The organism is Sorangium sp. So ce321, assembly GCF_051530195.1.
Lineage (GTDB): Bacteria > Myxococcota_A > Polyangia > Polyangiales > Polyangiaceae > Sorangium.
In genome coordinates this window covers 6651216-6677496 of record NZ_CP150329.1, presented here as the reverse complement: position 1 = coordinate 6677496, position 26281 = coordinate 6651216, and the positions used below count along the sequence as shown (strand labels likewise).

20 protein-coding genes and 1 tRNA gene are annotated in these 26281 nt (G+C 72.3%); 13 read left to right on the top strand and 8 right to left on the bottom strand.

Going from position 1 to position 26281, the window contains the following annotated elements:
- Positions 1–385: 385 nt before the first annotated feature.
- Positions 386–1723, top strand: a complete 1338-nt coding sequence (locus tag WME89_RS24685) for a hypothetical protein (RefSeq protein WP_438011535.1) — start codon at positions 386–388, stop codon at positions 1721–1723.
- 17 nt (positions 1724–1740) lie between these two features.
- On the opposite strand, the gene WME89_RS24680 is transcribed toward WME89_RS24685, so the two are convergent.
- A complete protein-coding gene (locus WME89_RS24680) occupies positions 1741–5625 on the bottom strand; it encodes a protein kinase domain-containing protein (protein ID WP_438011534.1) in 3885 nt (1294 codons plus the stop codon).
- Between the two features lie 365 nt (positions 5626–5990).
- On the opposite strand from WME89_RS24680, the gene WME89_RS24675 reads away from it, so the two are divergent.
- Entirely contained in the window at positions 5991–7595 is a 1605-nt protein-coding gene (locus WME89_RS24675; protein ID WP_438011533.1) for a M57 family metalloprotease, read from the top strand.
- Positions 7596–7959: 364 nt separating this feature from the next.
- Entirely contained in the window at positions 7960–8232 is a 273-nt protein-coding gene (locus WME89_RS24670) for a hypothetical protein (RefSeq protein ID WP_438011532.1), read from the top strand.
- Positions 8233–8318: 86 nt separating this feature from the next.
- On the opposite strand, the gene WME89_RS24665 is transcribed toward WME89_RS24670, so the two are convergent.
- Entirely contained in the window at positions 8319–8957 is a 639-nt protein-coding gene (locus tag WME89_RS24665) for a response regulator transcription factor (RefSeq protein WP_437663716.1), read from the bottom strand.
- 380 nt (positions 8958–9337) lie between these two features.
- Between WME89_RS24665 and WME89_RS24660 the strand changes: the two genes are divergently transcribed.
- The gene (locus WME89_RS24660) at positions 9338–10255 is read left to right on the top strand and encodes a lysophospholipid acyltransferase family protein (protein ID WP_437627683.1); all 918 of its coding nucleotides are present in this window, start codon (positions 9338–9340) and stop codon (positions 10253–10255) included.
- Positions 10256–10441: 186 nt separating this feature from the next.
- Here WME89_RS24660 and WME89_RS24655 read toward each other — a convergent pair whose 3' ends face one another.
- From WME89_RS24655 to WME89_RS24635, 5 genes are all read right to left on the bottom strand, one after another.
- On the bottom strand, positions 10442–11179 hold the full coding sequence (locus WME89_RS24655; protein WP_437663720.1) for an ABC transporter ATP-binding protein: 738 nt from the start codon (positions 11177–11179) through the stop codon (positions 10442–10444).
- A 59-nt stretch (positions 11180–11238) separates the two neighbouring features.
- Positions 11239–12834, bottom strand: coding sequence for a hypothetical protein (locus WME89_RS24650; protein ID WP_438011531.1), 1596 nt, complete (start codon positions 12832–12834; stop codon positions 11239–11241).
- Between the two features lie 135 nt (positions 12835–12969).
- Positions 12970–14217, bottom strand: coding sequence for a prolyl oligopeptidase family serine peptidase (locus WME89_RS24645; protein ID WP_438011530.1), 1248 nt, complete (start codon positions 14215–14217; stop codon positions 12970–12972).
- A 337-nt stretch (positions 14218–14554) separates the two neighbouring features.
- Complete coding sequence (locus WME89_RS24640; protein WP_438011529.1) at positions 14555–14950, bottom strand: type II toxin-antitoxin system VapC family toxin; 396 nt, start codon at positions 14948–14950, stop codon at positions 14555–14557.
- A complete protein-coding gene (locus WME89_RS24635) occupies positions 14947–15180 on the bottom strand; it encodes a hypothetical protein (protein WP_438011528.1) in 234 nt (77 codons plus the stop codon). Before WME89_RS24635 ends, WME89_RS24640 begins: the two co-directional genes overlap by 4 nt.
- A gap of 1109 nt (positions 15181–16289) precedes the next feature.
- Here WME89_RS24635 and WME89_RS24630 point away from each other — a divergent pair.
- The 6 genes from WME89_RS24630 (at position 16290) to WME89_RS24605 (ending at position 22601) form a co-directional block, all read left to right on the top strand.
- Entirely contained in the window at positions 16290–16517 is a 228-nt protein-coding gene (locus WME89_RS24630) for a hypothetical protein (protein WP_437627677.1), read from the top strand.
- 223 nt (positions 16518–16740) lie between these two features.
- A complete protein-coding gene (locus WME89_RS24625; RefSeq protein ID WP_438011527.1) occupies positions 16741–18522 on the top strand; it encodes a serine/threonine protein kinase in 1782 nt (593 codons plus the stop codon).
- Complete coding sequence (locus WME89_RS24620; protein ID WP_438011526.1) at positions 18515–19129, top strand: hypothetical protein; 615 nt, start codon at positions 18515–18517, stop codon at positions 19127–19129. The genes WME89_RS24625 and WME89_RS24620 overlap by 8 nt, the downstream gene beginning before the upstream one ends.
- Positions 19130–19258: 129 nt before the next feature.
- A complete protein-coding gene (locus WME89_RS24615) occupies positions 19259–20620 on the top strand; it encodes a glutamine synthetase family protein (protein WP_437627674.1) in 1362 nt (453 codons plus the stop codon).
- Entirely contained in the window at positions 20617–21771 is a 1155-nt protein-coding gene (locus WME89_RS24610; protein WP_438011525.1) for an iron-containing alcohol dehydrogenase, read from the top strand. The genes WME89_RS24615 and WME89_RS24610 overlap by 4 nt, the downstream gene beginning before the upstream one ends.
- A gap of 191 nt (positions 21772–21962) precedes the next feature.
- Positions 21963–22601, top strand: coding sequence for a sterol desaturase family protein (locus tag WME89_RS24605; protein WP_437663734.1), 639 nt, complete (start codon positions 21963–21965; stop codon positions 22599–22601).
- A gap of 329 nt (positions 22602–22930) precedes the next feature.
- Here WME89_RS24605 and WME89_RS24600 read toward each other — a convergent pair whose 3' ends face one another.
- Positions 22931–23233: a hypothetical protein gene (locus WME89_RS24600; protein ID WP_438011524.1), complete on the bottom strand. Its 303-nt coding sequence runs from the start codon at positions 23231–23233 to the stop codon at positions 22931–22933.
- A gap of 201 nt (positions 23234–23434) precedes the next feature.
- Here WME89_RS24600 and WME89_RS24595 point away from each other — a divergent pair, with 201 nt between their 5' ends.
- The 3 genes from WME89_RS24595 to WME89_RS24585 all read left to right on the top strand — a co-directional run bounded on the left by WME89_RS24595 (position 23435) and on the right by WME89_RS24585 (position 25948).
- Positions 23435–23971, top strand: coding sequence for a hypothetical protein (locus tag WME89_RS24595; protein WP_438011523.1), 537 nt, complete (start codon positions 23435–23437; stop codon positions 23969–23971).
- 115 nt (positions 23972–24086) lie between these two features.
- Positions 24087–24159 (top strand) — tRNA-Gly (locus WME89_RS24590).
- A gap of 340 nt (positions 24160–24499) precedes the next feature.
- Positions 24500–25948, top strand: a complete 1449-nt coding sequence (locus WME89_RS24585) for an oligosaccharide flippase family protein (RefSeq protein WP_438011522.1) — start codon at positions 24500–24502, stop codon at positions 25946–25948.
- The last annotated feature ends 333 nt before the right edge of the window (positions 25949–26281 follow it).

Sequence of the window (26281 nt, the reverse complement as noted above, 5' to 3'; positions counted from 1 at the left end):
ACCGATCGAACTGGTGAGATGACCTGTCATCACCGCGTGACACATGGGTTCATGAAGACTCCTCGGGTATCGCCTGAGCGGTCGCGGGATCTCATGATCGAACGTCCGGCGAGCTCTGACGTCGCGCACCGCCCCGTCACGCGCGACGCGTCCTCGGCCGAGTTGTCGTGAAGCTGTTTATTTACAATCATATGGTTCGAGCCAGGTGTGCTGCAGCGCTCCTTGACAGGAGCGTCAGGCGGGGGTGGGGCTGTGGTGCTGGCGCGTCGCGTCTTGACATCACGACCTGCTGCCGTTCTTGTTGCACTGCATCATCACGCTCAGCGCCCTGAGCCCGAGGAGAGACGCTCCCGGGCCGGGGTGACGGCACGGCAGGAGATCCACGATGGCGCTTCCGATTCCGGGGGCTCGGCTCGACGACGGCCGGCTCTTCTCACCGCATACGACATCCTCGCCTCACCGCGCGCGCGGCCGCTCCACGGGGCCTTCGCGCGGCGCGGGCCCGGTCGTGCTGTCGCTGGCGCTCCTCGCCGGCTGCGGCGGGTCCTCCACCGGCGCTGCGCCCGCGGAGAGCCCTCAGCCTGGCCCCGCGCCCGCGGCGAAGGAGCCTTTCGACCTCGAGAAGGCGCTCGCCCGCGAGGCCGACGAGCTGCCCGCCCGGGAGATCCGCGCCGCGGACTGGTCGGCGCGCGCGTTCGGGGCAGGGGAGCCGAAGATCGAGCAGAAGGAGAAGCTGGTCGCGATATCCATCCCCCTCGGCACGGACAGCCAGGTCGAGTGCTTCGTCTACAACACGATGCTCGACTCGGGCGAGGTGATAAGGAACTTCATCGAGCTCCTCGACCCCGAGAAGGTGGAGGTCTCTCGCGTCGTGCCCTGGGAGATCAGCGTGCACCGGGAGAGCCCCGCGGTGTTCGTCGAGGCCCGTTACCTCGTCTCGACCGCCTCCGGGAAGGCGGCTGGCCTGCTGAAGATCGCGCTGCACGCCGACAAGGCGCACCCGATCGCCTGCCTGCACGACGAGGTCGGGTATGTCCGCACGTTCGAGCGGCTCGCCAAGGGCCTCTTCGATTCATTCGAGTCGCAGAGCGCCGCGCCGAAGCCCGAGTACACGGACACGGTGATCCTGCGCCTCGACAAGGTCCCTGTCGGCTTCGAGACGAGCGATCTGTTCAAGGACGAGAACGGCGAGCGGCGGTGGCTCGCGCGCTCGGCCACCCTCCTTCCCCGAGATCCCAGATCGCTGCACATCGAGGACGAGGCGTCGAACGTGCTCATCGACCCTCAGGGGCGCCTCAAGGGAGGTGTCTGGATCGAGACGTCGGGCGGCAAGGCGAACCACCGGATCGAGCTGTCGCAGAAGACGAATTATCAATACGAGTACACGGGAGAGGTCGAGGGCAAGAAGGTCCAGGGGACGTTCACCCCCTCGGCCAAGGCGTGGCTCGCCTCGCCGGTCGCCACCGCCTCGGAGCTCGCGCGGCTCCTCAAGAAGAAGGGCGGCTTCGATCTCAAGCAGCAGGAGTACATGCCGGGCGTCGACCCGACGAAGCCCGTCGACGTGCAGTATCTCCGCGACGCCTCGGGCGCCGTCACTGTCTCCATGAAGACCATGCGCCTCGTGGGCAACCTCGCACCGGACGGCCGGCCGGAAGCGTTCGAGGTCTCGGCCGGTCCCCCCAGGCTGACGCTCCAGCGCGCCTACGTCAGGGGCAAGCTGTAGGCACCTCTCGGCGGCCGTCACGGCGGCTCGCCGGTCCACGCTTCGACGAGCGTGAGCGCGAGCGCGAGCGTCCGGGCGTTCTCACGGCGGGCCAGGAAACGCTCGCGAAACGCGGGGCCGCCGACCCTGGCGGCCCGGTCGAGCAGGCGCTCGCGCGCCGCGGCGATCGCCGCCCTCGCCTCGGCCGGCTTGCCGCTCGCGGCGAGCGACTCGGCGTAGGTGAGGCGGACCAGGGACTCGCCCTCCTCCACGGCGCCCAGCGACTCGAGCAGCGACATCGCCTCGGCCGCCGCGGCGAGCGCCTCGCCGGCGCGCCCCAGGCCGAGCAGCGCCTGGGCTAACGCCGCCAGCGCCGCGGCGCGCAGGGGCGGCGCGGCGTCGAGCGCCGCGGCGGCGGCGCGCGCCTCGCGCTCGGCCTGGCCGTGATCGCCGGCGAGGAGCGCGGCCTCGGCGAGGTAGGTCCGCGACGTGCCTACCGCGCGCGGGTCACCTTGCCGCATCTCCTGCTCGATCACCTGCCGGAGCGCCCGGTCGGCCTCCTCCAGCTGACCGCGGCAGGCGAGCACGTGGCCGAGGTTGGCCTGGGCGAGCATCGTCGGATCGTGCAGCCCCATGCGCTGCGCGTCGGCCATGGCGGCGCGCAGCGCCTGCTCGGCGCGCTCGAAGTCGCCGAGCTCCGCGTAGAAGAAGCCGAGGTTGCTCCGCGCGACGCACGCGTTGCGCCGGTCGCCGGCGCGCTCGAACGCGTCGAGCGACATCACCGTCGTCTCGAGGCAGTCGCCGAGGTTGCCGCTGGCCAGGAGGCGCACCGAGCGCGCGTAGCACAGCTTCCCGAGCAGCTCGGGGTCCGGCGCGCTCTCGTCGCAGAGCGCCGCGTCGAGCTCCTCGAGCAGCGCGTTGGACGCCGCGTAGTCGCCGCCGAAGGCGACGAAGCCGGCGCACTCGGCCAGGCACACGAGCCGCGCGCTCTCTGCCCCCTCGCCGGGCGGCTCGCCGCTCGCCGCCTCGGCCCAGCGCGCGACGCGGTCGAACTTCCCTTGCTTGCCCGCCGCCACAGCGGCCTGGTGCACCGCGCGGAACCACATCGTGGACCCGCGGCGGAGGTGCTCTGCCGCCTCGACGCCGCGCTGCTCCCCCGCCGCGAACTCGCCCCGCCAGAGGTGGGCCTCGGCCTGCACGAGGCGCAGCGCGCCGAGCAGCTCCCCCGCGGCGCCGCACCGGACGCTGCGCTCGGCGAGGTCGAGCGCGGCGATCAGGTCGTTGCCCCGGAGGGCCTGCTCCGCGGCGCGCTGGTACCAGACCGCGGCCCACCCCGGGTCCGCGCCGCGCTCGAAGTGCTCCGCGAGCAGCGCCGCGTCGCCCTCGCCCGCGCGCTCCAGCCACTCGCCCGCGAGCCAGTGGCCGAGCTCCCGATCGCGCGCCGTCAGCATCCCGTACGCCGCGTCCCGGATGAGCGCGTGCCGGAAGGTATACTCGGTCTCGCCGGCGAGGCTCTCGCCGCGCCCGCGCACGATGAGCTCGCGCTTCTCGAGCATCTCCAGCGGCCGCGCGGCGTCCGCGCCGCCGAGGAGCGCGGCCACGCCGCCACGCCAGAACGTCTCGCCGAAGACGCTCGCCGCCCGCAGGGCGCGCCGCTCCTCCAGATCGAGCGCCTCGAGGCGCCCCTGCACCATCACGAGCACCGTCTCGGGCACGCCCGCGCCCTTGCCCTCCGCCACCGCGCGGACCTGCTCTTCGAGGTAGAACGCGTTGCCGTCCGCGCGCTCGACGAGCGCGCTCACGAGCTCGTCGGCCGCGTCCCGGCCGAGCGCCTGGCGCACGAGCCGCTCGCTCGCCCGGCGCGCCAGCCCCGCGAGGCGCACCTCCAGCGCGCCGCGGCTCGTCCACAGGTCGCGGAACGTCTCGTGGACCTCCGGCCGGCCGAACGCCAGCACGAAGAGCGGCAGATCCCGGAGGTTGCGCAGCGCCCCGTCCACGAGCGTCACCGTGGGCAGGTCGCCCCACTGCAGGTCCTCGAGCACGAGGATCACGGGCGCGCGCGCGCACTCCGCGCGGAGGAAGTCCTCCCAGGCGGCGCGGAGCTGGTCGTTCATGAGCACCGGGTTGCGCCGCGCCGCCCGGAGCTGCGCGCCCTCGTCGTCGGAGAACCGCGCGCCCACGATCTCCCCGAGGAACGCGGCCACGCGGCCGCCGTCGCCGGCGCCGCGCTGCGCGGCGCGCGCCCTGAGCTTCTGCAGCCGCGCCTCGAGCGGCTCGTCGTCGAGCAGGCCGATGGCGCGCCGCAGCGCCTGCGCGAGCAGCCCGAAGGCGGAGCCGGCGCGCATGGGGTCGCCGCGCCCGATCCAGACCTGCGCGCCCTCGCTGCGGGCGCGCAGCCGCTGGAGCAGCTCGTACCGCAGCCGCGATTTGCCCGAGCCGGCGGGCCCGACGACGACCGCCGCGCTGGCCAGCGACTCCTCCACGCAGTGCGCGAACGCCGTCTCGAGCAGCGCGAGCTCCCGCTCGCGGCCCACGCACGCCGTCGGCTTGCCGAGCAGGAGCGGCGGGGCGTCGAGGTGGTCGTCCCGCTCCCCGTGCAGGCGCTGCCAGGGGCCGTCGGGCGCGACGTCGAACCGGCCGCCGAGGAGGCCCGCCGTCACCTCGTCGACGCGGATGGGGCCCGCGCTGGCGGGGGCGCGCTCCGAGGCGAGCATGAGCACCGCGCGGTCGATCAGCTCGCCCACGGGCGCGCGGGGCCCGATCTCCGCCCGGCCGGAGACGAGGGCCACGGGCGCTCCGCCGAGCACCGCGCGGAGGGAGAGCGCGCAGCGCGCCGCGCGCGCGGCGAGGTCGGTGGGGGCCTCGGCGCTGGAGAGCACGATGACCGGCGACCGGTCGGCGAGGATCTCGATCTGCCCCCGGTAGCGCTCCGCCACGGCGCGCAGGGCCCGCGCCCGCCGGTCCACCTCCTGGGCCGAGGATGCCGGGCCCGCCTCGACGCTCGCCTCGCGCGCCAGGATCAGGCTCACGATCTTCCGCTCGCTGCTCGTGATCTCGCGCGACCGGGCGCCCGCGGACGAGACGCTGGGCCACTCGAGCATGCGCTCGCGCAGCGCGGCGAGCTCCGCCGCCACCGCGTCGCCGTCGCTCGGGCGGCGGTCCGGCGCCTTCGAGAGCATCTGCGTGACCAGCGCCTCGAGCGCCGCGGGGATCTCCGGGCGGAGCTCGCGGAGCCGCGGCGGGTCCTCGAGGACGATCTTGAGCGCCACCGACAGCGGATCGAGCCCCTGGAACGGCGCGCGCCCGGTGAGGCATTTGAAGAGCACGCAGCCGAGGGAGAAGACGTCCGCGCGCGCGTCGACGTCCGGCTCGCCGCGCGCCTGCTCCGGGGCCATGTAGCCCGGGGTGCCCAGCATGGCGCCCGTCGCGGTGAGCCGGTGCTCGACGCCTGACACGCGCGCGATCCCGAAGTCGATCAGGGTGACGCCCTCGACGGCGCCGCCCGCGAGGAAGATGTTGCTCGGCTTCAGGTCGCGGTGGACGACGCCCTCCCGGTGGACCACGCCGAGCGCGGCCGCGATGCGCGCGCCGAGCGCCATGCTCTCGGGGAGCGTGAGCTCCGACCGGCTCAGCCGCCGGGAGAGCGTCTCGCCCGAGAGCCACTCCATGACGAGGTACATCTCGTGCGTGCCCGTCACGCCGTCGGCGATGTACCGCACGATCCCCGGGTACTGCAGCGCCGACAGCGCCCTGACCTCGCGCGCGAAGCGGCCGGACTCCATCTCCCCGGAGCTCCGGAGGACCTTCACCGCGACGGTCTCGCCGGTCCACCGGTCGCGCGCGCGGTACACGTCGCCCATGCCCCCGGCGCCCGCGACGCCCTCGATCTCGAACCTGTCTCCGACGATCTCTCCGGCGCGCATGGGCGCCCGAGCATACCGCGGCTCGCGGCGGGTCCGGCGCCGCGCGCGCAGCGTGACCTCGCATACGGCGCGCGCGTCTGGCCGCGCGCGCGGCCAGACCGGATGTCGGCAGGCGCGCAATCGGACGTCATCGCGCCGACCTGCGCCCCCGCGGAGGCGCGCACATCCCGTGTCGCGAGAAAATTAGGCTGTCGAGGTAACCCTGTCCGCCGCGCTGGAGGGCCGGAGCGCTCGAATGACTTCAATATTTTACGGATTGACAGCGATTTGGTGATCCCGCTGCGACCGGATCAGGATAGATATCCTCCTGGCCGGCCGACTTCCTCGTAGCAACAGAGGATCGTTTCACTCGGAAGGAGCTTTCAATGCGCTCTGTGAGAACGCGTGTCTGCGGCCCGGTCAATTTCCAGCTCGCGGTGATCATCGCCTGCGCGTCCACCCTCGCCGCCTGCCTGGCGGACATCGAGGACGACCCGGCGGAGGTCGTCGGCAGCAGCCAGGAGGGCTTCGAGGCGTTCGAGAGGGCCGCGTTCCGCGAGCCTGAATCCGGCATTTACATCGTCAATGGGGACACGCCTGTCGCCGACATCAAGCACCTCCGGGAGTTCTGGGAGACCTACGTTCGCGACGGCGCCCTCATCGTGCAGCGCGCCGGCGGCGGCGGCGATGCGGTCTGGTCGGCGGAGCAGAAGAAGAACATCACCTACTGCGTGAGCACGACCTTCGGCGCGCGCCACGCCGCCGTCGTGGCGGCCATGGACGCCGCTACCGGCGCCTGGGAGCGGGCGGCCGATGTCGATTACATCTACCAGAGCGCCCACGACGCGAACTGCACGGCCAGCAACAACAACGTCGTCTTCGACGTGAGGCCGGTGAACTCGGGCGGCATGTACATCGCGCGGGCGTTCTTCCCCAACGACGGCCGGTCGGCGCGCAACGTGCTGATCGACGGCAGCGCCTTCACCGCGGAGCTGCCCTCGCTCGAGGGGGTCTTGCGGCACGAGCTCGGGCACACGCTCGGCTTCCGCCACGAGCACACGCGGCCCGAGGCGGGCACCTGCTTCGAAGACAACAGCTGGCGCGCGCTGACCACCTACGATGCGGCGTCCGTCATGCACTATCCCCAGTGCAACGGCACCGCCGGCTGGGAGCTCGCGCTGACCGCGAAGGACATCCAGGGCGCCCAGGCGCTCTACGGTCTGCCCGGCGGTGGCGGCGGGGGCGGTGCTGGCGGCGGGGGCGGTGCTGGCGGCGGGGGCGGTGCCGGAGGCGGCAGCGGCGGCAGCGGCGGCAGCGGCGGCAGCGGCGGCAGCGGCGGCAGCGGCGGCAGCGGCGGCACGGCGACCGAGACCTTCAGCGGCAGCGCTGCGGCCAGCTCGTTCGTGAACGTGGGGCCGAGCGCCGGGTTCGACGTCACCCCGGGGACGAGCCTCAAGGTCGTGATGACCGGCACGGGCGACCCCGACCTCTACGTGAGATTCGGAGCGGCGCCGACGACGGCCAGGTTCGACTGCCGCTCCGAGGGCAGCACCGCGTCCGAGACGTGCACGCTGGCCGTGCCGTCCGGGCAGACCAAGGCGTTCGTCAAGGTCCTCGGGTACACGGCCGCCACGTACAACGTGAATGTGACCTACACCCGGCCGAGCGGCGGCGGGGGCGGCTCCGGCACGGCCACGTCGGCGACCTTCAGCGGCAGCCTCGCGGCGGGCGCGGCGGCTGCCCACGGGCCCCTCGCGGTGGTTCCGGGCACCACCTTCAAGCTCGACATGACCGGCACGGGCGATCCCGACCTCTACCTGAGGTTCGGAGCGGCGCCCACGACGAGCGCGTACCACTGCCGCCCGTACACCAGCGACGCGGCGGAGTCGTGCAATCTGACCGTCCCCGCCGGGCAGACGCAGGCCTTCATCTCGGTGAGCGGCTACACGGCCAGCACGTATCAGCTCATCGCGAGCTACACGACTCCCTAGCTCCGCCGTGGTCCCTTGTGCGCGCCCGAGCCGCCGGCCGGGCGCGCTCCTCCTCCGCTGTGCGGCGCGCTCCGCAGGCCTCCGCTGACGCGCTGAGCCATCCAAAGCATGGACTCGAAGAACGATCGCCCCTCCCGGGGTGCTCGCGTCCCGTCGAGAGCGCATTTCCAGCAGGAATCGCCGCAGATGGCGACAGCGCGGACACACGGTGCCCATGCGCTCCGCGTGGGCACGTAGGTGGGTATCAGGCGCAGGATGAACAGAGTACGGGGGGCCCGTCGTCCCATGGGCGAGTGACCTCCATGCACAAAAAATCGTCACCGAAAACTGGGCACTTCGAGTGCGCCCTTCCTAGGGTGCTCTCATGGACAAGAAAATTGTAGCCGCAACTCTCCTGCAGGCGCTCGCCATTGCCCAGCGTGAAGGACGCGTCGAGACCCTCGAGACGCTCGTCGAGAAGCTGCGTGTTCGACGCAAGGATGTCCGCAGCACGCTCACCGTGCTCCACCGCCAGGGGATGCTGGACGTGCTCCGGATGCGACTCACGCTCTCGGGGTTCGCGGTCGGCTCGTCGCTGATCGGCAAGACGCTGCCGGCGCTGCGGGCCGCGCCGCGGGCGGCGACCGCCGCGGCGTGAGCAGCCGCCGCGCCGCGCCGGGCGCGGCCTGAGCGAGCGCCCGCGGCGCGCCGGGCGGTCGCTCGGCGAGGCGATGTCGGGCGAGCCTAGGCCTCGACGAGGCCCGAGCGCACCGCGAGGCGGGTCAGGTCGGCCACGCTGTGCGTCGCCACCTTCGCGCAGAGGCGCGCCCGGTGGGTCTCGACGGTCTTCACGCTGATCGAGAGCTGCGCGGCGACCTCCTTGGCCGAGCGGCCCATCGCGAGCAGGCGGAGCACCTGCCGCTCCCTGTCGCTCAGCGACGCCACCATGTCGCCGCGCGCGGCCGCGTCGCGCCGCTGGAGCGCGCGCACCATCGCCGCGCTCACGTCCGGCGACACGGCCGTTCGCCCCCGGACGACGGTGCGCAGCGCCTCCACGAGGTCGGCGAGCCGGCTCTGCTTGGACAGGTATCCATCCGCGCCGGCCCGCATCGCCTCGGCGACCCGGAACTCGTCCCTGTGCATCGAGAGCACCACGATGCGGAGCTCCGAGATCTCCTTGAGCTCCCGGATGAGCTCGATGCCGCTGCGGTCCGCGAGGCAGAGCTCGATGACCGCCACCTCACAGCGGCGGAGCTCCTGCGCCCGGAGCGCCTCGCGCCCGCTTCCGGCCTGAACGACCTCGCCCACCCCTGGCTGCGACCCGAGCGCGTGCGCCAGCGCCTCCCGTACGACGTGCTGATCATCGACGAGCAGGATATTCATGTTGAAAGCCCCCCTTGCCAACGTGCCTTGTATCAAAACACTTCGCCCACCAAGAACCTGTTTTGTCGGTAAGGCGCCGCCTGGAGAGGGCCATTCGTTCCCGTGGGGATGAACTGGGCTCCTCGCGAGAGCGCCTTGGACGAGCCGAGGAGGGCAATCGAGGCCGGCGCCGCGCGCCGATGCCTGGAACGGCCGCTCGACCGGCGGACCGGCGCGCTCCCGCGTCGTCCCGCGTCGTCCCGCGTCGTCCCGCGTCGTCCCGCGATCCGGCGGCGCGCGCCGGAGCACGGCGAGCCCTCGGCGAGGCTGTCCGCGGCGCCGCGACTCTCCGGTCGATGCCTCTCCCTCGGCCGTTATGTTTGCGCTAGATAAGCTGCCTCATGCCTGGCACGCTCGGCGCGCTCCTCTCCGGACTGCGATATGACTCGGCCCTCTGGCGTCGCGCCCTCGCCGCGGGCGTCACGCGCGGGCCGGAGCCCTGGGTGCGCCACAGCCCTCCCGCCTTCGGCGTGTTCTTCGCGGCCGTGCTCCCCGAGCTGCGCCGGCGGGTCGAGCAGAACCTCCGCCGGGTGCGCGGGCCGCGGTCGCGCGTCGCCGACATGCTCGACAGCGCCGCGGTGTTCGCCACCTACGGAAGCTGCATCACCGAGGCGCTCCTGCTCGCGAGCGGCCGCGGTTACACGGTGGCGAGGCGCTCCCGGGGCGTCGAGCACTACCGCGCGTGCGCCGCGGCCGGCCGGGGGGTGCTCATCGTCACGGCGCACACGGGCGGCTGGGACATCGCCGGTCAGATCCTCGGCGTGGTGCACCCGGAGGGCGTCATGCTGGCGATGCAGCGGGAGCGGGACGCCGAGGCGCGCGCCATCCAGGACGCCGCGCGGCAGCGCGCCGGCGTGCAGGTGGTCCACATCGGCGACGGGCCGCTGGACGCGCTGCCGCTGCTCAACCACCTGCGGCGCGGCGGCGTCGTCGCGATGCAGATCGACCGCGTGCCGCCCGGGATGCGCAGCCGCGAGGTCGCGTTCCTCGGCGCCCGCTGGCGCGCGCCGGAGGGGCCGATCGCGCTCGCCGCGATCAGCGGCGCGCCGATCCTGCCGGTGTTCACGCACCGCCTCGGCTTCCTCGAATACGAGGCCGTCGTCTCGCCGGCGATCTGGGTCCCCCGCCGCGCGACCGAGGAGGAGCGGGACAGGGCGGCCGCGGCGATGATGGGCGCGATGGAGCGCTTCCTCCGGGCTCACCCGACGCAGTGGTTCCACTTCACGGGCGAGGGCCCCGTCGCGCCGGCTTCGCTGTGACCTCACGCCGCGAGCGCATGAGTCGCCTCGAACCCGTCAAGCGATGATGGACGAAGCCCGCCATGGCAGCGGGAGCACAGGACGCCATGAAGCCTCAGGGGCTCTCCTCTGGCATCCCCGGCAGTCTTCTTTCACCGGTTGCGCCGGTTGCGCCGGGTGGCTGTCCGAAGCGCAGCCAAGGGCCGCTCAGAGCGGTCCTTCGGTGAGCCCGTGGACGAACTGCTTCACGCGCGGATCGTCGCTCGCCTTGGCCTCCTCGGTGGTGCCGTCGAAGATGAGCCGGCCTCTGTAGAGCATCCCGACCCGGTCCGTGACCGTGAGCAGCCGATCGAGGTCGCTCGAGACCATCACCACGGTCGCGTTCATCGCCCGCTGCTCGGCGCGGAGCAGATCGAAGATGCGCTGCGACGTCACCGGGTCGAGGCCGGCCGCGGGCTCGTCGTAGAGGACGATCTCGCCGCGCGCGATCGTGGCGCGGGCGACGCCGACGCGCTTCTTCTGGCCGCCGGACAGCCCCGCCGGCGTCCGGTCCTCGAAGCCCGAAAGCGACACGACGCGGAGCCGCTCCGCGACGCGCTCCTCGATCTCCTCCTCACTCAGGTCGTAGAGGCGCCGCAGCGGGAACGCGATGTTCTCCCCCACGGTCATGTAGTCGAACAGCGCGTTGTTCTGGAACAGCATCCCGAACCGGAGGCGGAACGTCTGGAGCTCGATGTCGCTGAGCGCGTGCACGTCCTTCCCGTCGACGACCACGCGCCCGCGGTCCGGCCGCAGGAGCCCGGTGATCATCTTGAGCAGCACGCTCTTGCCCGAGGCGCCCGGCCCGATGAGCCCGTAGAGGCAGCCCGCCGGCACGTCGAGGTCCACGCCCCGGAGGACGGGCATCCCCCCGAAGCTCTTCGTCAGCTGCTCGATCTGGATCATCGGTCGCGTGGACACGGTCGCCGGGGAGGGGGCGCGCGCCCCCGTGACATGGCTCCGCTTTACTTGAACGTCGTCCGGGCGACGTCGAGCCGCGGGTGCGACGGGAACGACATCCCGCGGATCTGCCCGGAGATGCACGACGCGATGCCTGGGTTCGACGGGCTCGTCGTGACGGTGACCCCGACGGCGCGGCCGTTCTGCACGGCCGCGCAGACGTTCACCTCCATGTTCGACGGCACGCCGCACGCGTTCAGGTACGAGCCGCGGTTCAGCACGTTGCCGTAGGCGCCGGCCGTGAGGTCGGCCGGACCGTTGTTGCCGAGCTTGTACTCCTCGACATAGCGCGCCTGGGCCGCCTCACAGCTCAGGCCGCCGCCGAGCGTCGGGTAGCTGCCGCCCCCGCTCGGACGCGCCCCGCCAGCGCGCGCCGCCTTGGCGCTGCCGAGGCCGGCGTCGACCTCGATCGCGACGCGGTCGGTCGCGCCCTGCACCGCGAGCTCCCGCTCCTTCTTGTGGCTGCGCTCGCGGTACCACCAGCCCGCGCCCGCGGCGAGGATGACGCCCATCAGCGCCATCCCGAGCAGCGCCTTGTACTGCGTGCCCTGCTTCTCGGCGGAGACCACCGCGTCGAGCGCGCGCTTCTCCTGCACGATGTCGCGGTTCAGCTTCGCCTGCTCTGCGAACGGGGCGAACTCCTCCCAGTCCTGGATGGCGCGCTCCTCCCCGGAGAACGTGTCGCGCAGCACCTCGACGCCCGTGAACGAGCCGGACGCGATCTGCTGGAGCAGCTCCACGGAGGAGAACGGCCCGTGGTCCATGCCGTCCTTGATGACGACGTACCGTGGCCGCGGATCGGACTCGAGCGCGGCCTTGAGGTCCGCGAGCTTGCGGGTCGGATCGTCGCCGCGCAGCCGCTGCGGCTGGTTCACCGGGATGGCGACCGCGAACGGCCCGTCGCCGGTCACCGCCTGGATCTTCGGCAGCGACGGCGCCGACGGGACGCGCGCCTCCTCCTGGTGGCCGTTCGGGGGCATCATCGAGAGGTTGATGTCGACCTCGAAGTCGCCGTCGCCGTCCAGGTGCGACGTGTCGGCGCTCGGCGGCTGCTCCGAGGCGGTCGGGACGATCTGGTAGAGCGCCTGCGCCAGGGCGGCGAGGTCCGCCGGGCGGTGCTTCGGGTCGGCGACGAGCGACTTACCGAGCACCGTCTCCAGCGCGGGCGGCATGTCGGGGACCACGTCCGCCGGCCGCCGCATCCCCGGGCCGACGCTGCTGTTCGTGAGCAGCTCGTAGAGGATGGCCCCGATCGCGAAGACGCTCCCGCGCGCGTCGCCCTCGCTGCCCTTGCGCTCCTCGGGCGCGAGGCAGGCGCGATCGCGCGGCAGGAGCGGGGCGGCGTGCGCGAGCTCCTCGATGAGCTGGAGCGCGCGGCCCGCGCCGTAGCCGAGGCTCGAGGGGTGCACGAACATCTTCCGCCCCTGCGCGTGCAGCTCGTGGAGCTGCGTGCAGAGCGGCACGACGAGGCCGATGGCCTCGCGGATATCGAAGCGACGACCGGTCGCGCGGCGCGAATCCATCTCGGCGCGGAGCGTGCCGGCGGGGATGGACATGCCGACGGGCAGCGGGGTGAGGATGGTCTGGACCTGAGAGGACATCGGGGAGCAACACTACGACAACACGACGGGTGCGCTCAACGCTGCGACGCGACGGTTGCGGTGTGGACGTGCAACGAAGCCCGGCGACGACGTGTGTTGAGCAGCGTGAGCGTGCGCTTCTGACGTCAGCGTTCTTCAGCGCGGGTTGGGTGTGCGTTCACCGGTCTCAGCCGTCGTGCTGGCGGCGTCGGCGCCGACGGCCAGGGTGTGCCCCGCGAAGAAGCGGAGCAGATCGGCCTCGCGCGACTTCGGCCAGCGCGCGTGGTTGATCGCGCCCTTCTTGGCGGAGCAGCGGTTCCTCAGGGCGCAGTGGGGCTCGTCCCGGTTCGCCTCGTCGAGGCGCAGGAACGAGGTGTGCGCGGAGAGCGTGTCGCGCGCGCGCAGCCACCGCTCGACGGACTCACACGGGAACACGTCGTCGCAGGCGCGGTACATCGCCATCGCGGGCGGGGGAGGGCCGGGGCACGCCCAGCTGGCCGGCGGGGCGTCGCTGCCGAAGGTCGCGAAGGCGGCGACGCGGTCCGCGCGCATCATCGCGTAGGTCGCTGCCATGTGGCCGCCGTAGGAAGCGCCGAGCGCGTAGATGCGCCGCCGGTCGACGAGCTTCTGCTGGAGCAGCTGGTCGACGAACGCGTCGACGGTCGTGACGTCGACGTTGCCGTCGCCGGTGAACTCGGCGTCGAACGGCGCGACCGCCGTGTAGGTCTTCGTGCCGCGCTCGCGCTCGGCCTGGGTCGGGGTCTTGAAGGCGCGGCCCTGGGGCGCGAGCACGATGAAGCCGGCGTGCGCGGGGTCGCCGGTGAGGTTCCACGTCGCGCCGAGCTTCCGCAGGCCGGTCTCCTTGTCGACGCTGGTCGGGTCGTCGCCGTCGGCGTGGAAGAAGACGATGAGCGGCAGCGGCGCGCGCGTCTCCACGCCGCTCGGCGCGATCACGCAGGCGTAGCGGGGCGACCCCTCGGCGTCGCGCGCCTCGAGCACCTGGGCGCCGCGGCAGGGCGGCCGGCCGAGCGTCTTGCGGAGCTCTCTGCCGGGCCGCCCCTGCTCCGCGACGCAGCTCCCCTCGCTGGGCGGGCGCGCCTCGGGCGGCTTCGCCGGCTGCGAGGCGGCCGCGCTGGCTGCGCGAGCGCCGGCGTCCTGTCGACCCGTGGCGGGCCGAGGTTGTCCGCCGTCGGGCGCGGCTGCGCCGGCGCCGGCGTCCCGCTCGAAGACGCCGAGCAGATCGCCGCCGTCGACCCCGGACGACGGCGTGGAGCACGCCGCCGCGATCCACGCCGCGGCGCCTGCGAGCGCGGCGCCCGCGAGCAGGGCGCGGCCGCGGCGGGGACCAGGAGGGGCCGGCGTCGAGGTGCGCCGGGCGCGGAGGCCGGGTCGAGGTCGAGGCACGGGCGCACTCTAGTACGACGTCGACCGAGCTTCCGCCCGGGATTTCTCATCGGGACCTCGGGCGGGGTCGGGATCTTCGACCGCGCTCCGCGCCCGCGGAACACCTCGAGGAAGCTGACCAGCTCGATGACCGGAGACCCCATGGATCACCTCACCGCCTGCGCTGCTGCGTGCGGTAGCAGGTATCGGTGGCTCTTCGGCTGTCAAGCGTCTGGGAGAGCGCTGCGCTCTGGAGAGCGCTCGCGTGGTCTTCGCGGCTGCCACGTGCGCCTGGGCGGGACACTCTGCGACAGCGCGTTGTTCCGCCCGTAGGAGGCGCGGCGCAGCATCGAGCCGATCATCGGCACGCCCAGAGGAGGGGCGCCTGGTAGGCACGCAGCGTATCATCGGCAGTGATGAGCGTTGCGTCCTCCAGCTGAGCTTGCGCGAGCAGCATGCGATCGAACGGATCGCGATGGTGCAGCGGGTAGGAAGCCGCCGTCCAGACGTGCGCTGCTTCGATGGCCAGTTCCCTCACCGTCGGATAGCCAAGCCACCAAGCCCGGAGCTGTTCCGGCGGCAGACTGCCTTGCAGGCGTCCGATCGAGTGCTTGATCGCGAGCTCCCACCAGGAAGCGACCGAGATCAGTACCTGCGCTCCGGGGTCCTGGACTGCATCGATGACCTCTTGTCGCAAGCGTCCGGGATCGGCGGCAAACCAGATCGCGACGTGCGTGTCGAGCAGCCACTTCAAGCTCCGTCTCCCTCGAACGCGCGCCGGACGTCGTCAGGGAGTGGTGCGTCGAAATCTTCTTTGATCTCGATTTGCCCCAGCAACCCGCCTGCGACCGGTGCGATACGAGCAGGCGGCTGCGCCTCGCCGAGCGCGATGAGCTCGACGCGCTGCCCGCGGAGCGGCGAGAGAGCGGGCAGGGCGCGGACTACGGTGTCGTCCACGACCACCTGGATCTTGAGCGCTTGCATTCACGCAGGATGCGCCATCGGGCGTTCAAGGTCCATGATCCGGGCGCCACCAGACGGAGCAGGTGGCGGGGCCCGCGGCAGAGCGTCCCGTCACCGCTCGCGCGTGATCCCTGGTTGGGGCCCCTTGCGCCGGTCGCGGCGCCGCGTGACGCAGCCCGATGCCTGTGGCCGGGCGGGCTGCGGCGTGAGCGCGGGCGGGGTCAGGAGCGGACCGATAATCCTTCGCGTTCGTGTCTCGCGCGTTCGTGTCTAGGGTCCTCGGCGCTCGCCCCCGGGGCACCGTGCAGTCCGACGTACAGAATGGGCCGTTGTCACCGCCGTCGTGAATCTCCACGTCTCGGGGCTGCGTCAGGCAACGAGCCGTAGCTGCGCTCGGCGCGAGTTGGAATGCGGCGAGACGCGGCCGAGCTGCGATGGCGGTAAATTGTCTTGCTCCAAGAGGTCACCGGGAGACGCTCGGCGCCAGTCCGAACGCCGGGAGGGCCCGTCGTGCGGCTAAGAATGTAAGTAGTGTTACTTCGATACGCTGTTGGAAGGTGCTCGGCGCCAGTCTGAATGCCGCGAGGGGCCGCCGAGAGGTAAAGGATGTGAGGTGCATTACTCCAGTGGGCCGCCGAGAGGCGCTCGGCGCAAGTTGGACTGCGGCGAGAGGCCGCCGTGCGGCAAATTATGTAAATTAACTTACTTCATGACGCCGCCGAGAGGCGCTCGGCGCAAGCTGGAATGCGGCGAGGGGCTGCCGTGCGGCAAATAATGTAAGTTGCCTTACGTAGAGGCGCCGCCGAGAGGCGCTCGGCGCAAGTTGGACTGCGGCGAGAGGCCGCCGTGCGGCAAATAATGTAAGTTGTCTCACTCCATGACGCCGCCGAGAGGCGCTCGGCGGCGGCTGGGATACGACCAGGCGCCCGCCGGACGGCGATCACGGGCAGCTCGGCATCCATGGAGACCCTGCAACACCCCGACGTTCGCGCTCCGCACAGCCTGTGGCCCGGGCCGACCGGTCCCCGGGCGACCCCGCGTCGGTCCGGCCCGGCCGGACGAACGTACCACGGCGACCTCCGGCTGCTTGCGGGAGAGCCCTTCATGGCTAGGCTGGTCCGCACCCAGCCATGACGCCCTTCGATATCCTCGTCGGCACCGCGCTTGCGGCGGTCGTTGCTTTTCAGATCTACGTCACCGTTCGCGTCTTTCGAAGCCGCGTCTACGAGCCCAAGCAGAAGGTGTGGCAGGCGCAGCTCGTCTGGCTCCTCCCGATCATCGGCGCCGGGCTGGTCTTCTCGATCCTCCAGGAGGAAGACAAGTCCCGCCGCGACGCCTCCTCGCACCTGGGGAGCTGAGCCGGCGCCTCCGCCGGCCGCCGGTCCGCGCGGCCACGCCCGCGAACCCGTCCGCGTCACGCGCAGCCGCCCGCCTCGCTCGCTTCTCCGCCCTCCGTCCTTCCCTTCACGCTCATCTGGTCACCTCGGCGCCCCCCGCGCGCTGTGACGCTGGCACAATCGAAGAGGAAACTTCGGTTTCGCCCTTCGGTCCAGCGGCCCCGTGCGCTATGGCTCAGGGAGCATGGCAGACGACGTCTTCGGCATCGTCGGGACCACGCAGGCGGGTAATTTCCACGTCGAGCAGGTGGTCGCGGAAGGGGGGTTCGGCGTGGTGTACCGCGCGCTCCACGCCGGGTTCCGCGCGCCTGTCGCCTTGAAGTGCCTGAAGGTGTCCGAGGCGAAGACCCCGCGCGAGCGCCAGCTCTTCCTCGAGAAGTTCCGCGAGGAGGCCCAGCTGCTCTTCCGGCTCTCGGCGTCGATCCCGGAGGTCGTCCGCCCGCTCCACGTCGACGTGCTGCACCTGAAGCGGGGGGAGTTCGTCCCCTTCCTGGCCCTCGAGTGGCTGGAGGGCGAGTCGCTCGACAAGGTCATCGACCGGCGGAGGCTCAAGGGGGAGCCGCCGATCCCGCTCCACAAGCTGATGAAGATGATGCGCCCCATCGCGCAGGCGATCGCACGCGCGCACCGCTTCCCGAGCCCGGGGGGCACGGTGTCGATCATCCACCGCGACCTCAAGCCCGAGAACATCTTCATCACGACGCAGGAGGGCACGGAGCGCCTCAGGATCCTCGACTACGGCATCGCGCAGGCGAAGACGCTGGCCGAGCAGGCTGTCGGCCGGGTGACGAACGGCGATCCGCTGAACGCGTTCTCCCCGGCGTACGGCGCCCCGGAGCAGTGGGCGCCGAAGCGGTTCGGGCAGACGGGAACCTGGACCGACGTCTGGGGTCTGGCGCTCACGATGGTCGAGGCGCTGGTCGGGCGGCAGGTGATCGAGGGCGAGGCGCAGGCCATGATGGGGACGGCGCTCGACGTGAAGCGCCGGCCCACGCCGAGGACCGAGGGCGCCAACGTCCCGCCGGAGGTCGACGCGGTGTTCGAGCGCGCCCTCGCGGTGAGCCCGCGCGACCGCACGCGGGACGTCGAGACCTTCTGGTCCGAGCTCGAGGCGGCCATCGGGCTCGCGCCCACGTTCGGTCGGTCCGCCGCGTACGAGGACGCGTACTCCGTGCCGCCGCCGCCGTCGTCGTCGATGCGCGCGGCCCCGCAGGTCAAGCGCGCCGCGCACGTGTGGCTCGACGCGCCGGCCGACGGCGGGTCGCTGGAGATCGACCTCGACATGGCCCCGGCCTCGATGCGCTCACCGAGGGGAGGCCGCCGGGACGGCCCGGCGAGCAGCGTGCGCCCAGCGCCGCCCCCGGACTCGGCCGGGCTCGAGATGGATCTGCCCGAGGGGCCGTCGCCGAGCGCGATGGGTCGAGGCATGGGCGCGCTCGTCTCCGACAGCCCGCCCGGGAGCGTGCGAGGCCGCGCGATGCGGGACGAGCGCGCCAGCTTCGCGGAGGCGACGCCCGTGGGCCCGCTCCCCCGCGCCGTCGGGATGGAGAGCGCCCCGCCGAGCACGCGCGCGCGCGGCATCGGCATGCTGGAGAGCGCGCCGCCGATGGAGATGGCGCTCGGCGTCGCGCCGCGCGCGACCTCGATGGCGCCCGCGGCGGTGCGCCCGCTGTCGGACATGCCGTCGGCCAGGTACCGGCCGACGGCGCGCCCGCCGGCGGACGTGCGGCCGCGCCCCGCGGACCCGAAGCCGCTCGCCGGGCCGACCCTCCTCCAGCAGCTCGCGCTGCCGGTGGCCTGCATCGTGTTCGCGTGCGTGCTCACCGTGGCCGACCTCATCATCAAGCGCTCGGGCGAGGCGCTGAGCTTCGGCCCGGTGCGCGCGTTCTGGGTCGCCGGCGTGCTGCTCCTCGTCGGCGTCGGCCTGTTCTTCTGGCGCATGCTCGGAGATCCCGGAGATGCCTGACGTGACCCAGGGGCGCGCCCTCGCGGAGCAGCGCGCCGATCAGAGCGTGTCGGCCCGCTTCACCCGGCTGATGAACGCGTCGACCTCGCGGTGGGGCGTGCTCACCGATCCCCCGCTCGTGTCGCTCGCCTCGGGCGTCTTCCTGCTCGCGTTCCTCGGGGCGCTCGGCCGCGACGCGAGCCCCTCGGTCGCGCGCGCGCTCGGCGCCCTCGCGCTCGCGCCGGTCGCTGTCGCGCTCGTCGTCAGCGTGGCGCTGCGCGGCGCGCGGCGCGAGGTCGTCGCGTGGCTCGCGCGCCAGCCGTTCCCGGTGGAGAACCTCAACGCCGTCCTGAACGGGCTGGGCGAGGCGCTGGAGGTCACCTTCGCCGGCGCGGCGCCGGACACCGCCGAGCTCAACGTCGAGCTCGACAAGGTACACCCGGACGCGTTCGTCACCGGGGGCGTCGAGGACGCGCGCACGCTGGACATCCGCATCGGCGTCGTCGACTCGAAGCGGAACCCGGCCGCGACGAACCACCAGCGCTACGCGCGCGTCCGCGAGCTCGTCGAGCGCGCGCTCGTGCCGCTCGCGGAGCGCTACCCGATCCAGAGCGTCAGGGTGAAGTGAACGCTGGACGCGCGTCCTCCTCGTGAAGGAGCCCCGGACGAGCGTCCACGAGAAGGCGCGGCGGCGCGGCCCGACGGCCCCTGCGTGTGCTTGCCATTCCGCCCCGTTCCCCTGCTATCGTCGCGGCCCATGACCGCCTCGACCTCCGAGAAGCTCCTCTCCGATCTGGAAGCGCGCGGCATCACCCGCGCCAAGATCGGCGGCTTTGACATCGACGGGATCCTCCGCGGCAAGTACGTCTCCCTCGAGAAGCTGAAGAGCGCCCTCGGGAGCGGCTTCGGCTTCTGCGACGTCATCTTCGGCTGGGACATCGCCGACGTCCTCTACGACAACGCCAAGGTCACCGGCTGGCACACCGGCTACCCGGACGCGCACGCGGTCCTCGATCCGAGCACGCTGCGCGACATCCCCTGGGAGCCGAACACCGCCGCGGTGCTCGCCGACTTCCGCGACGAGCGCGGCGGCCCGCACCCCGCGTGCCCGCGCTCGCTGCTCCGGAGCGTCATCGCGAAGGGCGAGAGCATGGGGTACTCGGCGAAGTTCTCGTGCGAGTTCGAGTTCTTCCTCTTCGAGGAGACGCCGCGCTCGCTCCACGAGAAGCGCTTCGCGGGCCTGACGCCGATCAGCCCCGGCATGTTCGGCTACTCGTGGGTCCGCGAGGGGCAGAACAAGAAGCTCATGGCGGCCATCCTCGACCAGTCGCGCGCCTTCGACATCGAGATCGAGGGCCTGCACACCGAGACAGGACCGGGCGTGTACGAGGTGGCGATCCGCTACGACGACGTGCTGCGCGCCGCGGACAAGGCCGCGCTCTTCAAGGTCGCCATGAAGCAGATCGCCCACGAGCACGGCCTCTCGGTGACGTTCATGGCGAAGTGGAACGCCGACCTCCCCGGATCGAGCGGCCACCTGCACCAGAGCCTCTGGAAGGACGGCCGCAACGTGTTCGATGACGCGTCGGCGCCCGGCGGGCTCCCGGCCGCGCTGCGGCACTACGTCGGCGGCCAGATCGCGCTCATGCCCGAGCTCACGGCGCTCTACTCGCCGACGATCAACGCCTACAAGCGGTACGTGCCCGGCGTCTGGGCGCCGCTCACCGCCAGCTGGGGCGTCGAGAACCGCACGGCCGCGATCCGCCTCATCGGCATCGGGACGCCCGCGGCGCGCGTCGAGTACCGCCAGACGGCCGCGGACATCAACCCGTACATCGCGATGGCGACGTGCCTGGCCGCGGGGCTCCACGGCATCGAGAGCGGCGTCGAGCCGCCGCCGCAGGCCTCCGGGGACGCGTCGTCCACGGAGTCCTCGCGCCTGTCGCTGCCGCGCACGCTCGCGGAGGCGACCCGGATGCTCGCGGGCAGCCAGAAGGCCCGGGACATCCTCGGCGAGCGGTTCGTCGAGCACTATGTCAGGACGCGCGACTGGGAAGTACGGCAGTACGAGCGCGCGGTCACGGATTGGGAGCTGAAGCGCTACTTCGAGGCGGTGTGATCATGAGCCAGTTCACGGTTTGGAGCTTTCCTACACGCATCCTCTTCGGCGCCGGCGTCGTCGGGCAGACCGGCGCCGAGGCGCGCCGGCTCGGCGCGTCGAGGGCGCTCGTCGTCACGGACAAGGGCGTCGTCCGCTCGGGGCTGCTCGAGCCCGTCGCCGCGTCGCTGCAGCGAGAGGGCGTCGAGGTCGCCGTCTTCGACGACGTGCTCGGCAACCCGATCGAGAAGAACGTGCACGACGGCGTCGCCGCGTTCCGCGCCGCGCGCGCCGACATCGTCATCGCCCTCGGGGGCGGCTCGCCGCTCGACGTCGGCAAGCTCGTCCGCCTCGGCGTGAACCACGACCGGCCGCTCGTCGACTACGACGACGCCACGGGCGGCGATCGCTTCATCACGCCCAACGTCCCGCCGATGCTCGCCATCCCGACCACGGCCGGGACCGGCAGCGAGGTCGGCCGGTCGGGCGTCGTGACGCTCGACGTGAACCACCGGAAGACCGTGATCTTCTCGCCGCACCTGCTCGCGAACGCCGCGCTGCTCGACCCGGAGCTGACGCGATCGATGCCGGCCTTCCTCACCGCGGCGACGGGCTTCGACGCGCTCACCCACTGCGTCGAGGCGTACGTCTCGAAGGGCGATCACCCGATGGCGGACGGCATCGCGCTCGAGGGGATCCGCCTCGCGGCCGCGCACCTCGAGCGCGCGGTCACGCACGGCAACGACCTGGAGGCGCGCGGCGGCATGATGAAGGCGGCGATGATGGGCGCCGTCGCGTTCCAGAAGGGGCTCGGCGCGTGTCACTCGCTCGCCCACCCGCTCTCGAGCGAGTGCGGGCTGCACCACGGCCTCGCCAACGCGCTCTGTCTCCCGCCTGTCGTCGAGTTCAACGTCGTCGCCGCGGGGCCGCGCCTCGCCCGCGTCGCGGCCCTCCTCGGCGCGCAGGAGGACGCCGCCGCGTGCGCGGACGCGATCCGCGGCCTGCGCACCCGCATCGGGCTCGCGGCCGGCCTCGAGAAGGCGGGCGTCCCGCTCAACAAGCTCGACGCGCTGGCGGACCTCGCCGTTCAGGACGCGTGCCACTCGTGCAACCCCCGCCCGTGCTCGCGCGAGGATCTCCGCCACCTCTACGAGGCCTCCTTCGTGGGCTGACGCGCGCAGATGCGACGTGACCGCGCCGCGCCCGCGCCTCCGCCGCGGGGCGGACGCGGCGAGCGCCGACCCGAGCGCTGATCCGGGCGCCGACGCGGCGGGATCTCGGCCAGTTCCCGGCATCCAGCGGGCGGCTGGATGCCGGCCTACCTCTGGCCGACAATGGATAAATGAGGTAGCAGGGGTCCACGATGACCGTCACCCCCGCCGAGCGCACCGCCCGTCCTGCGACGTGCCAGATGTTCGAGACGCCGCTCATCGAGCGGTTTTCTCGGATCCACCCGATCGTGCCGTTCGCCTTCTGGCTCCCGGTCTACGGCTATCTGGGCGTCCGCGCCGCTCTGAATGGTGTCAGCCTCCTGGACGGGCTCGGGCTCCTGCTGGTCGGCCTGTTCCTGTGGACGTTCGCCGAGTACGTCCTGCACCGATACGTCTTTCACTACGTGGGCCCGCGCCTGTGGCAGCGACGGGTGCACTTTGTGCTCCACGGGGTGCACCATGACTTCCCGCAGGACGCCGACCGGCTGGTGATGCCGCTCGGCGCCAGCATCCCCCTCGGCGTCGTGTTCTACACGCTGTTCCGCGCCGTCTTCGGCCCTGTTCCGGCGGATCCGCTGTTCGTCGGCTTCGGCCTCGGCTACCTCGCGTACGACGGCACACACTATGCCATTCACCACTTCCGCATGACCTCGCGCTGGGGGAAGTGGATCAAGCGCCATCACATGGTCCATCACCACACGGGGGAGCGCGCGCGGTGGGGCGTGTCGTCCCCGCTCTGGGACTGGGTCTTCGGGACGATGGGCACCCCGCAGGCAGGAAAAGGCAGCTGAGCGGGAGATCGAATCGCGCTCCGGAGCGCGATTGTGGTGAACGTCAGGAGAGTGGGAATCGGTCCGCGGCGCCGCGGGTTGAGAGGCCGTGAGTCGGTCGCGCCTGGACGCCTGTGCCTGCGTGGTCGACGCGGCGCTCCAGCGCGGCGTCGGGCCGCGGGGTCGTCGAGGAGGGGAGGGGAGAGCCCGGTCGGGTCGGCTCGCCGCGCGAGATGTCGGAGCGCGAGGCGCGCGCGGCGGTGAACGCGCGGCGCCCGCCCGGGCTCAGGCGCGCGGGAGCCGCGCCTGCTTGACGCGCGGCCCGGGGAGCGCGAGGTGCGGCGAGCGCCTCAGGGCGAGGAGGCCGTGCCGGGGGGAGGCAGCTCGGCGTCGGGCAGGCGCCTCATGGCACCCGCATAGAAGGTCCGGAGCGTGTTGCGCCCGCAGTAGGGGCACAGCCACGCCACGTCGAACCGGTCGAGGTGGGCGTTGATGCTGTGCGCCGGCGCGAGCTCCTTGTCGGCCTCACCGGAGGCCGACCGGCCGCGGGGGGTCCGGGTGGCCCACCCGGCGGTGACGTGCCGGTGCTCGTCCAGGGTGGCTGAGAGGCTTGCCTGGCACTCGCAAGGAGTGGAGATGAGAAACCGACTCATGCGTGACCGTCCTTCGTAGATGTTTCCGTAAAACCATGTCGGCATGCCGCGACGCGGCGTGCCCGGAAGCGCGTCCGGGAAGCGTGCTCGGCGCCCGGTCCCGGTAAAGAAGCGCGCCCTCATATAAAGGTTGGTCAGTTTGAGCTCAAGGGGTGTTAGCCTGGAGTACGGTCGCCTTCGAGTGGCCGGGAAGGGGAGTACATGACCGCTCGACGTGCCGCTCGTGAGCGCGCGACGCTGGCGTCCGGGAGGCTGCAGGTCGTCGAGACGCGCCGGCCGGGGCCGCGCTCGGTGCGCAGCTTCAAGATCCTGCTCGCGCATGACCCCCGAGCCGCGACCTGCGACCCGCTGGCCCGCGCGATCGAGGCCGCGCTGGAGAACGTCGAGATCGTGGACGCGTCGTCGATCGACGACGCCCTGCTCGCGTCGGCGACCGAGCGGTTCGACGCGTGCCTCGTCTGCCTCGATCTGCCGCCGGCTCCGGTCGGCGGCGCGCGCCTCGCGAGCGAGCTCGTGGACAGCAACCACCCGGTCGTGCTCGTGACGAGGAGCCTGCGCTGGCTGCCGCCCGACCGGCCCGCGCTGCAGAAGCTGCCCTGGATCCCGCCGGACGCGCGCACGGCCGAGATCACCAGCGCGATCGCGGCGGCGACCAGCGAGTGCGACAGCGTGGTCCGCGCGCGCGCGCCGCTGCCCGGGGACGTGCTCGGCGCGCCCGCGTTCCGCGCGCGTCGCTGAGCGCCGGCGCCCCGCTGCGGCTCGACAACCGACGACCACCGGCGGGCCCGCGTCGAAAACGAAATGAAGGGGTTGCTCTGCGGCTCAGGATTCGGTAGAAGCTCCTCCACCTCGTGCGGGACTAGCTCAGTTGGTAGAGCATCAGCTTCCCAAGCTGAGGGTCGCGGGTTCGAATCCCGTGTCCCGCTCCGAGGATCGCCGGCCCCCTCCTGCGCTGGCGGTCCTTCTGCAATCGGATGCCGCGAGGCCGAGAAGCGTCTCCTGCCTGGACGCCTCCACGACGCCTTCGTGAGCTGAGCTCGAGAGCGGGCGTTCGGCGCCCGGCGGCTCCTTGCCAGCGTCCGGGCGCGCGTCGCTCGTCGGCGCGCCCGGCGGCTCCTTGCCAGCGTCGGCGCGCGCGTCGCTCGTCTGCGGCCCCATGCGCCGCGGTAGACGGACGCGCTCTGGGCGCGCACGACGCCTGAATCCGGGTCCCTCCCGCTACGTGGGTCGCGCCGCCCCGCACCATTGGGACACGCGGAGGTGTTCATGCAGGATGGCCGGCGCATCGCCCTGAACGCGGCGCTGATGCTCCTCAAGCAGGCGATCATGGCCGTCCTCGGCGTCGTGTTCGTCGGCTACCTCGCGCGGAAGGTGGGCGTCGTCGCCTGGGGCGAGTTCCAGGCATCGCTCGCGATCGCGGGGATCGTCACGATCCTCGCCGGCGTCGGGGTGAGGGGGTACCTCGCCCGGGAGATCGCCGTGCGGCCGGAGCTCGGGCCGCGTCACCTCGGCGCGGCGCTCTCGATCCGCGGCGTGACCGGGACGCTGGTGCTCGGCGCGACCGTGGCCGTCGTGCTCGCGACCCGCTCGGGGACCGGCGCGCAGCTCGTCGTGCTCGCCGCCGCGTCCCAGCTCGCGACGCTGCTCTACTCGACCATGTGGCTCTCGTTCGAGGCCCACGAGCGCTTCGAGCTCATCCTCTACGCGGAGCTCGGCGCGAGGCTGTTCGTCATCGGGCTCTCGACGGCCTTGCTCGCCCTGGGCCTCGGCGTCGTCGCGGCGGCCGCGGCGTTCCTGCTCGGCAACGTGCTGGAGCTCGGGCTCACCGCGCACTACCTCCGCACCCGCCTCTACCGGCCGGAGTTCGCGACGCCCCCCGCCGCGCTCTGGCAGATCGCGAAGCGCAGCCTGCCCATCGGCGCGCTCGGCGCGCTCGCGGGCGCGCTCCTCCAGGCCGACCGCATCATGCTCCGCGCCCTCTGCGACGAGGAGGCCGTCGGGGTCTACAGCGCCGCCTGGGTGCTGAACGAGAACTTCCGGATGCTCCCCGACGTCCTGCTCGGCGCCGCGTTCGCGGCGGGCATGCGCCTCTACGCCGAGGACCGCGACGCGTTCGGGCGCCTCTACAGCGGCTGCATGCTCGTCGCCGCGCTCTTCGGGCTACCCATCGCCGCCGGCCTCTTCCTGCTCGCGCCGGACATCATCCAGCTCGTCTACGGATCGGCGGGCGACTACGCGCCGGCGGCGGAGGTCCTCCGGGTCCTCGCCTGCGGCGTCCCCGTGATGTTCGCGTTCCAGGTCGTGACGCTGCCGCTGCTCGCCGCGAAGCGCGAGGTCGACATGGTGCAGCTGCTCGCCGTGACGCTCGTCGCCAAGATCGCGCTGAACCTGCTGCTCTTGCCGCGCTACCGCGCGCTGGGCGCCGCGTGCGCGACGCTCGCCGTCGGCGCGGGGTCGCTGCTCGCGTCGTGGGGCATGACCGCGCGCTGGGCCCAGTTCGTCGAGCTCGGCCGCATCGTCGCGGTCCTCGCCGCGACGGCGGCGATGGCCAGCGCGGCCTACGCCGCGCGCGTCCTCGCCGGGATGTGGGCGTCGATCGCCGTGGGCGCCGCCGTCTACGTCGCCCTCCTCCTCGCCTTGCGCGCCGTCTCCTTCCGCGAGCTGCGCGCGCTGCTGGCGCGCCGCGTCCGCGCCGCGCCAGCCCCTGCGGGTTGATCCGGGTCCGCCGAGGGCGGGCCCGGCGCGCGCGCAACGTGTTCCTCGGCGCCCGCGTCCATGTGTGGAACAAGGGGCGATCCAGATTCCGCATTTTCCGCCGGAAGCAGCGCTCGCCGCGGGTCTCTGTGGCTGCCGACATGCGCTCTCATCCGGCGGGATCCACGCAGGAGGAGCTCGAAGCCTGTGGCTCGGAGGTGACGGTGACGCGGCTCTCCCCGTGGCATGCAGCGTGAATAGCGAAGGGCCGATGTGGCGTCGCGGGCAGGTCCGGGGGCTGGCCGGGGTAGGGCGACTCCGGCAGTGGATGGCGCGGCGGCCGTCCTCGCTCCG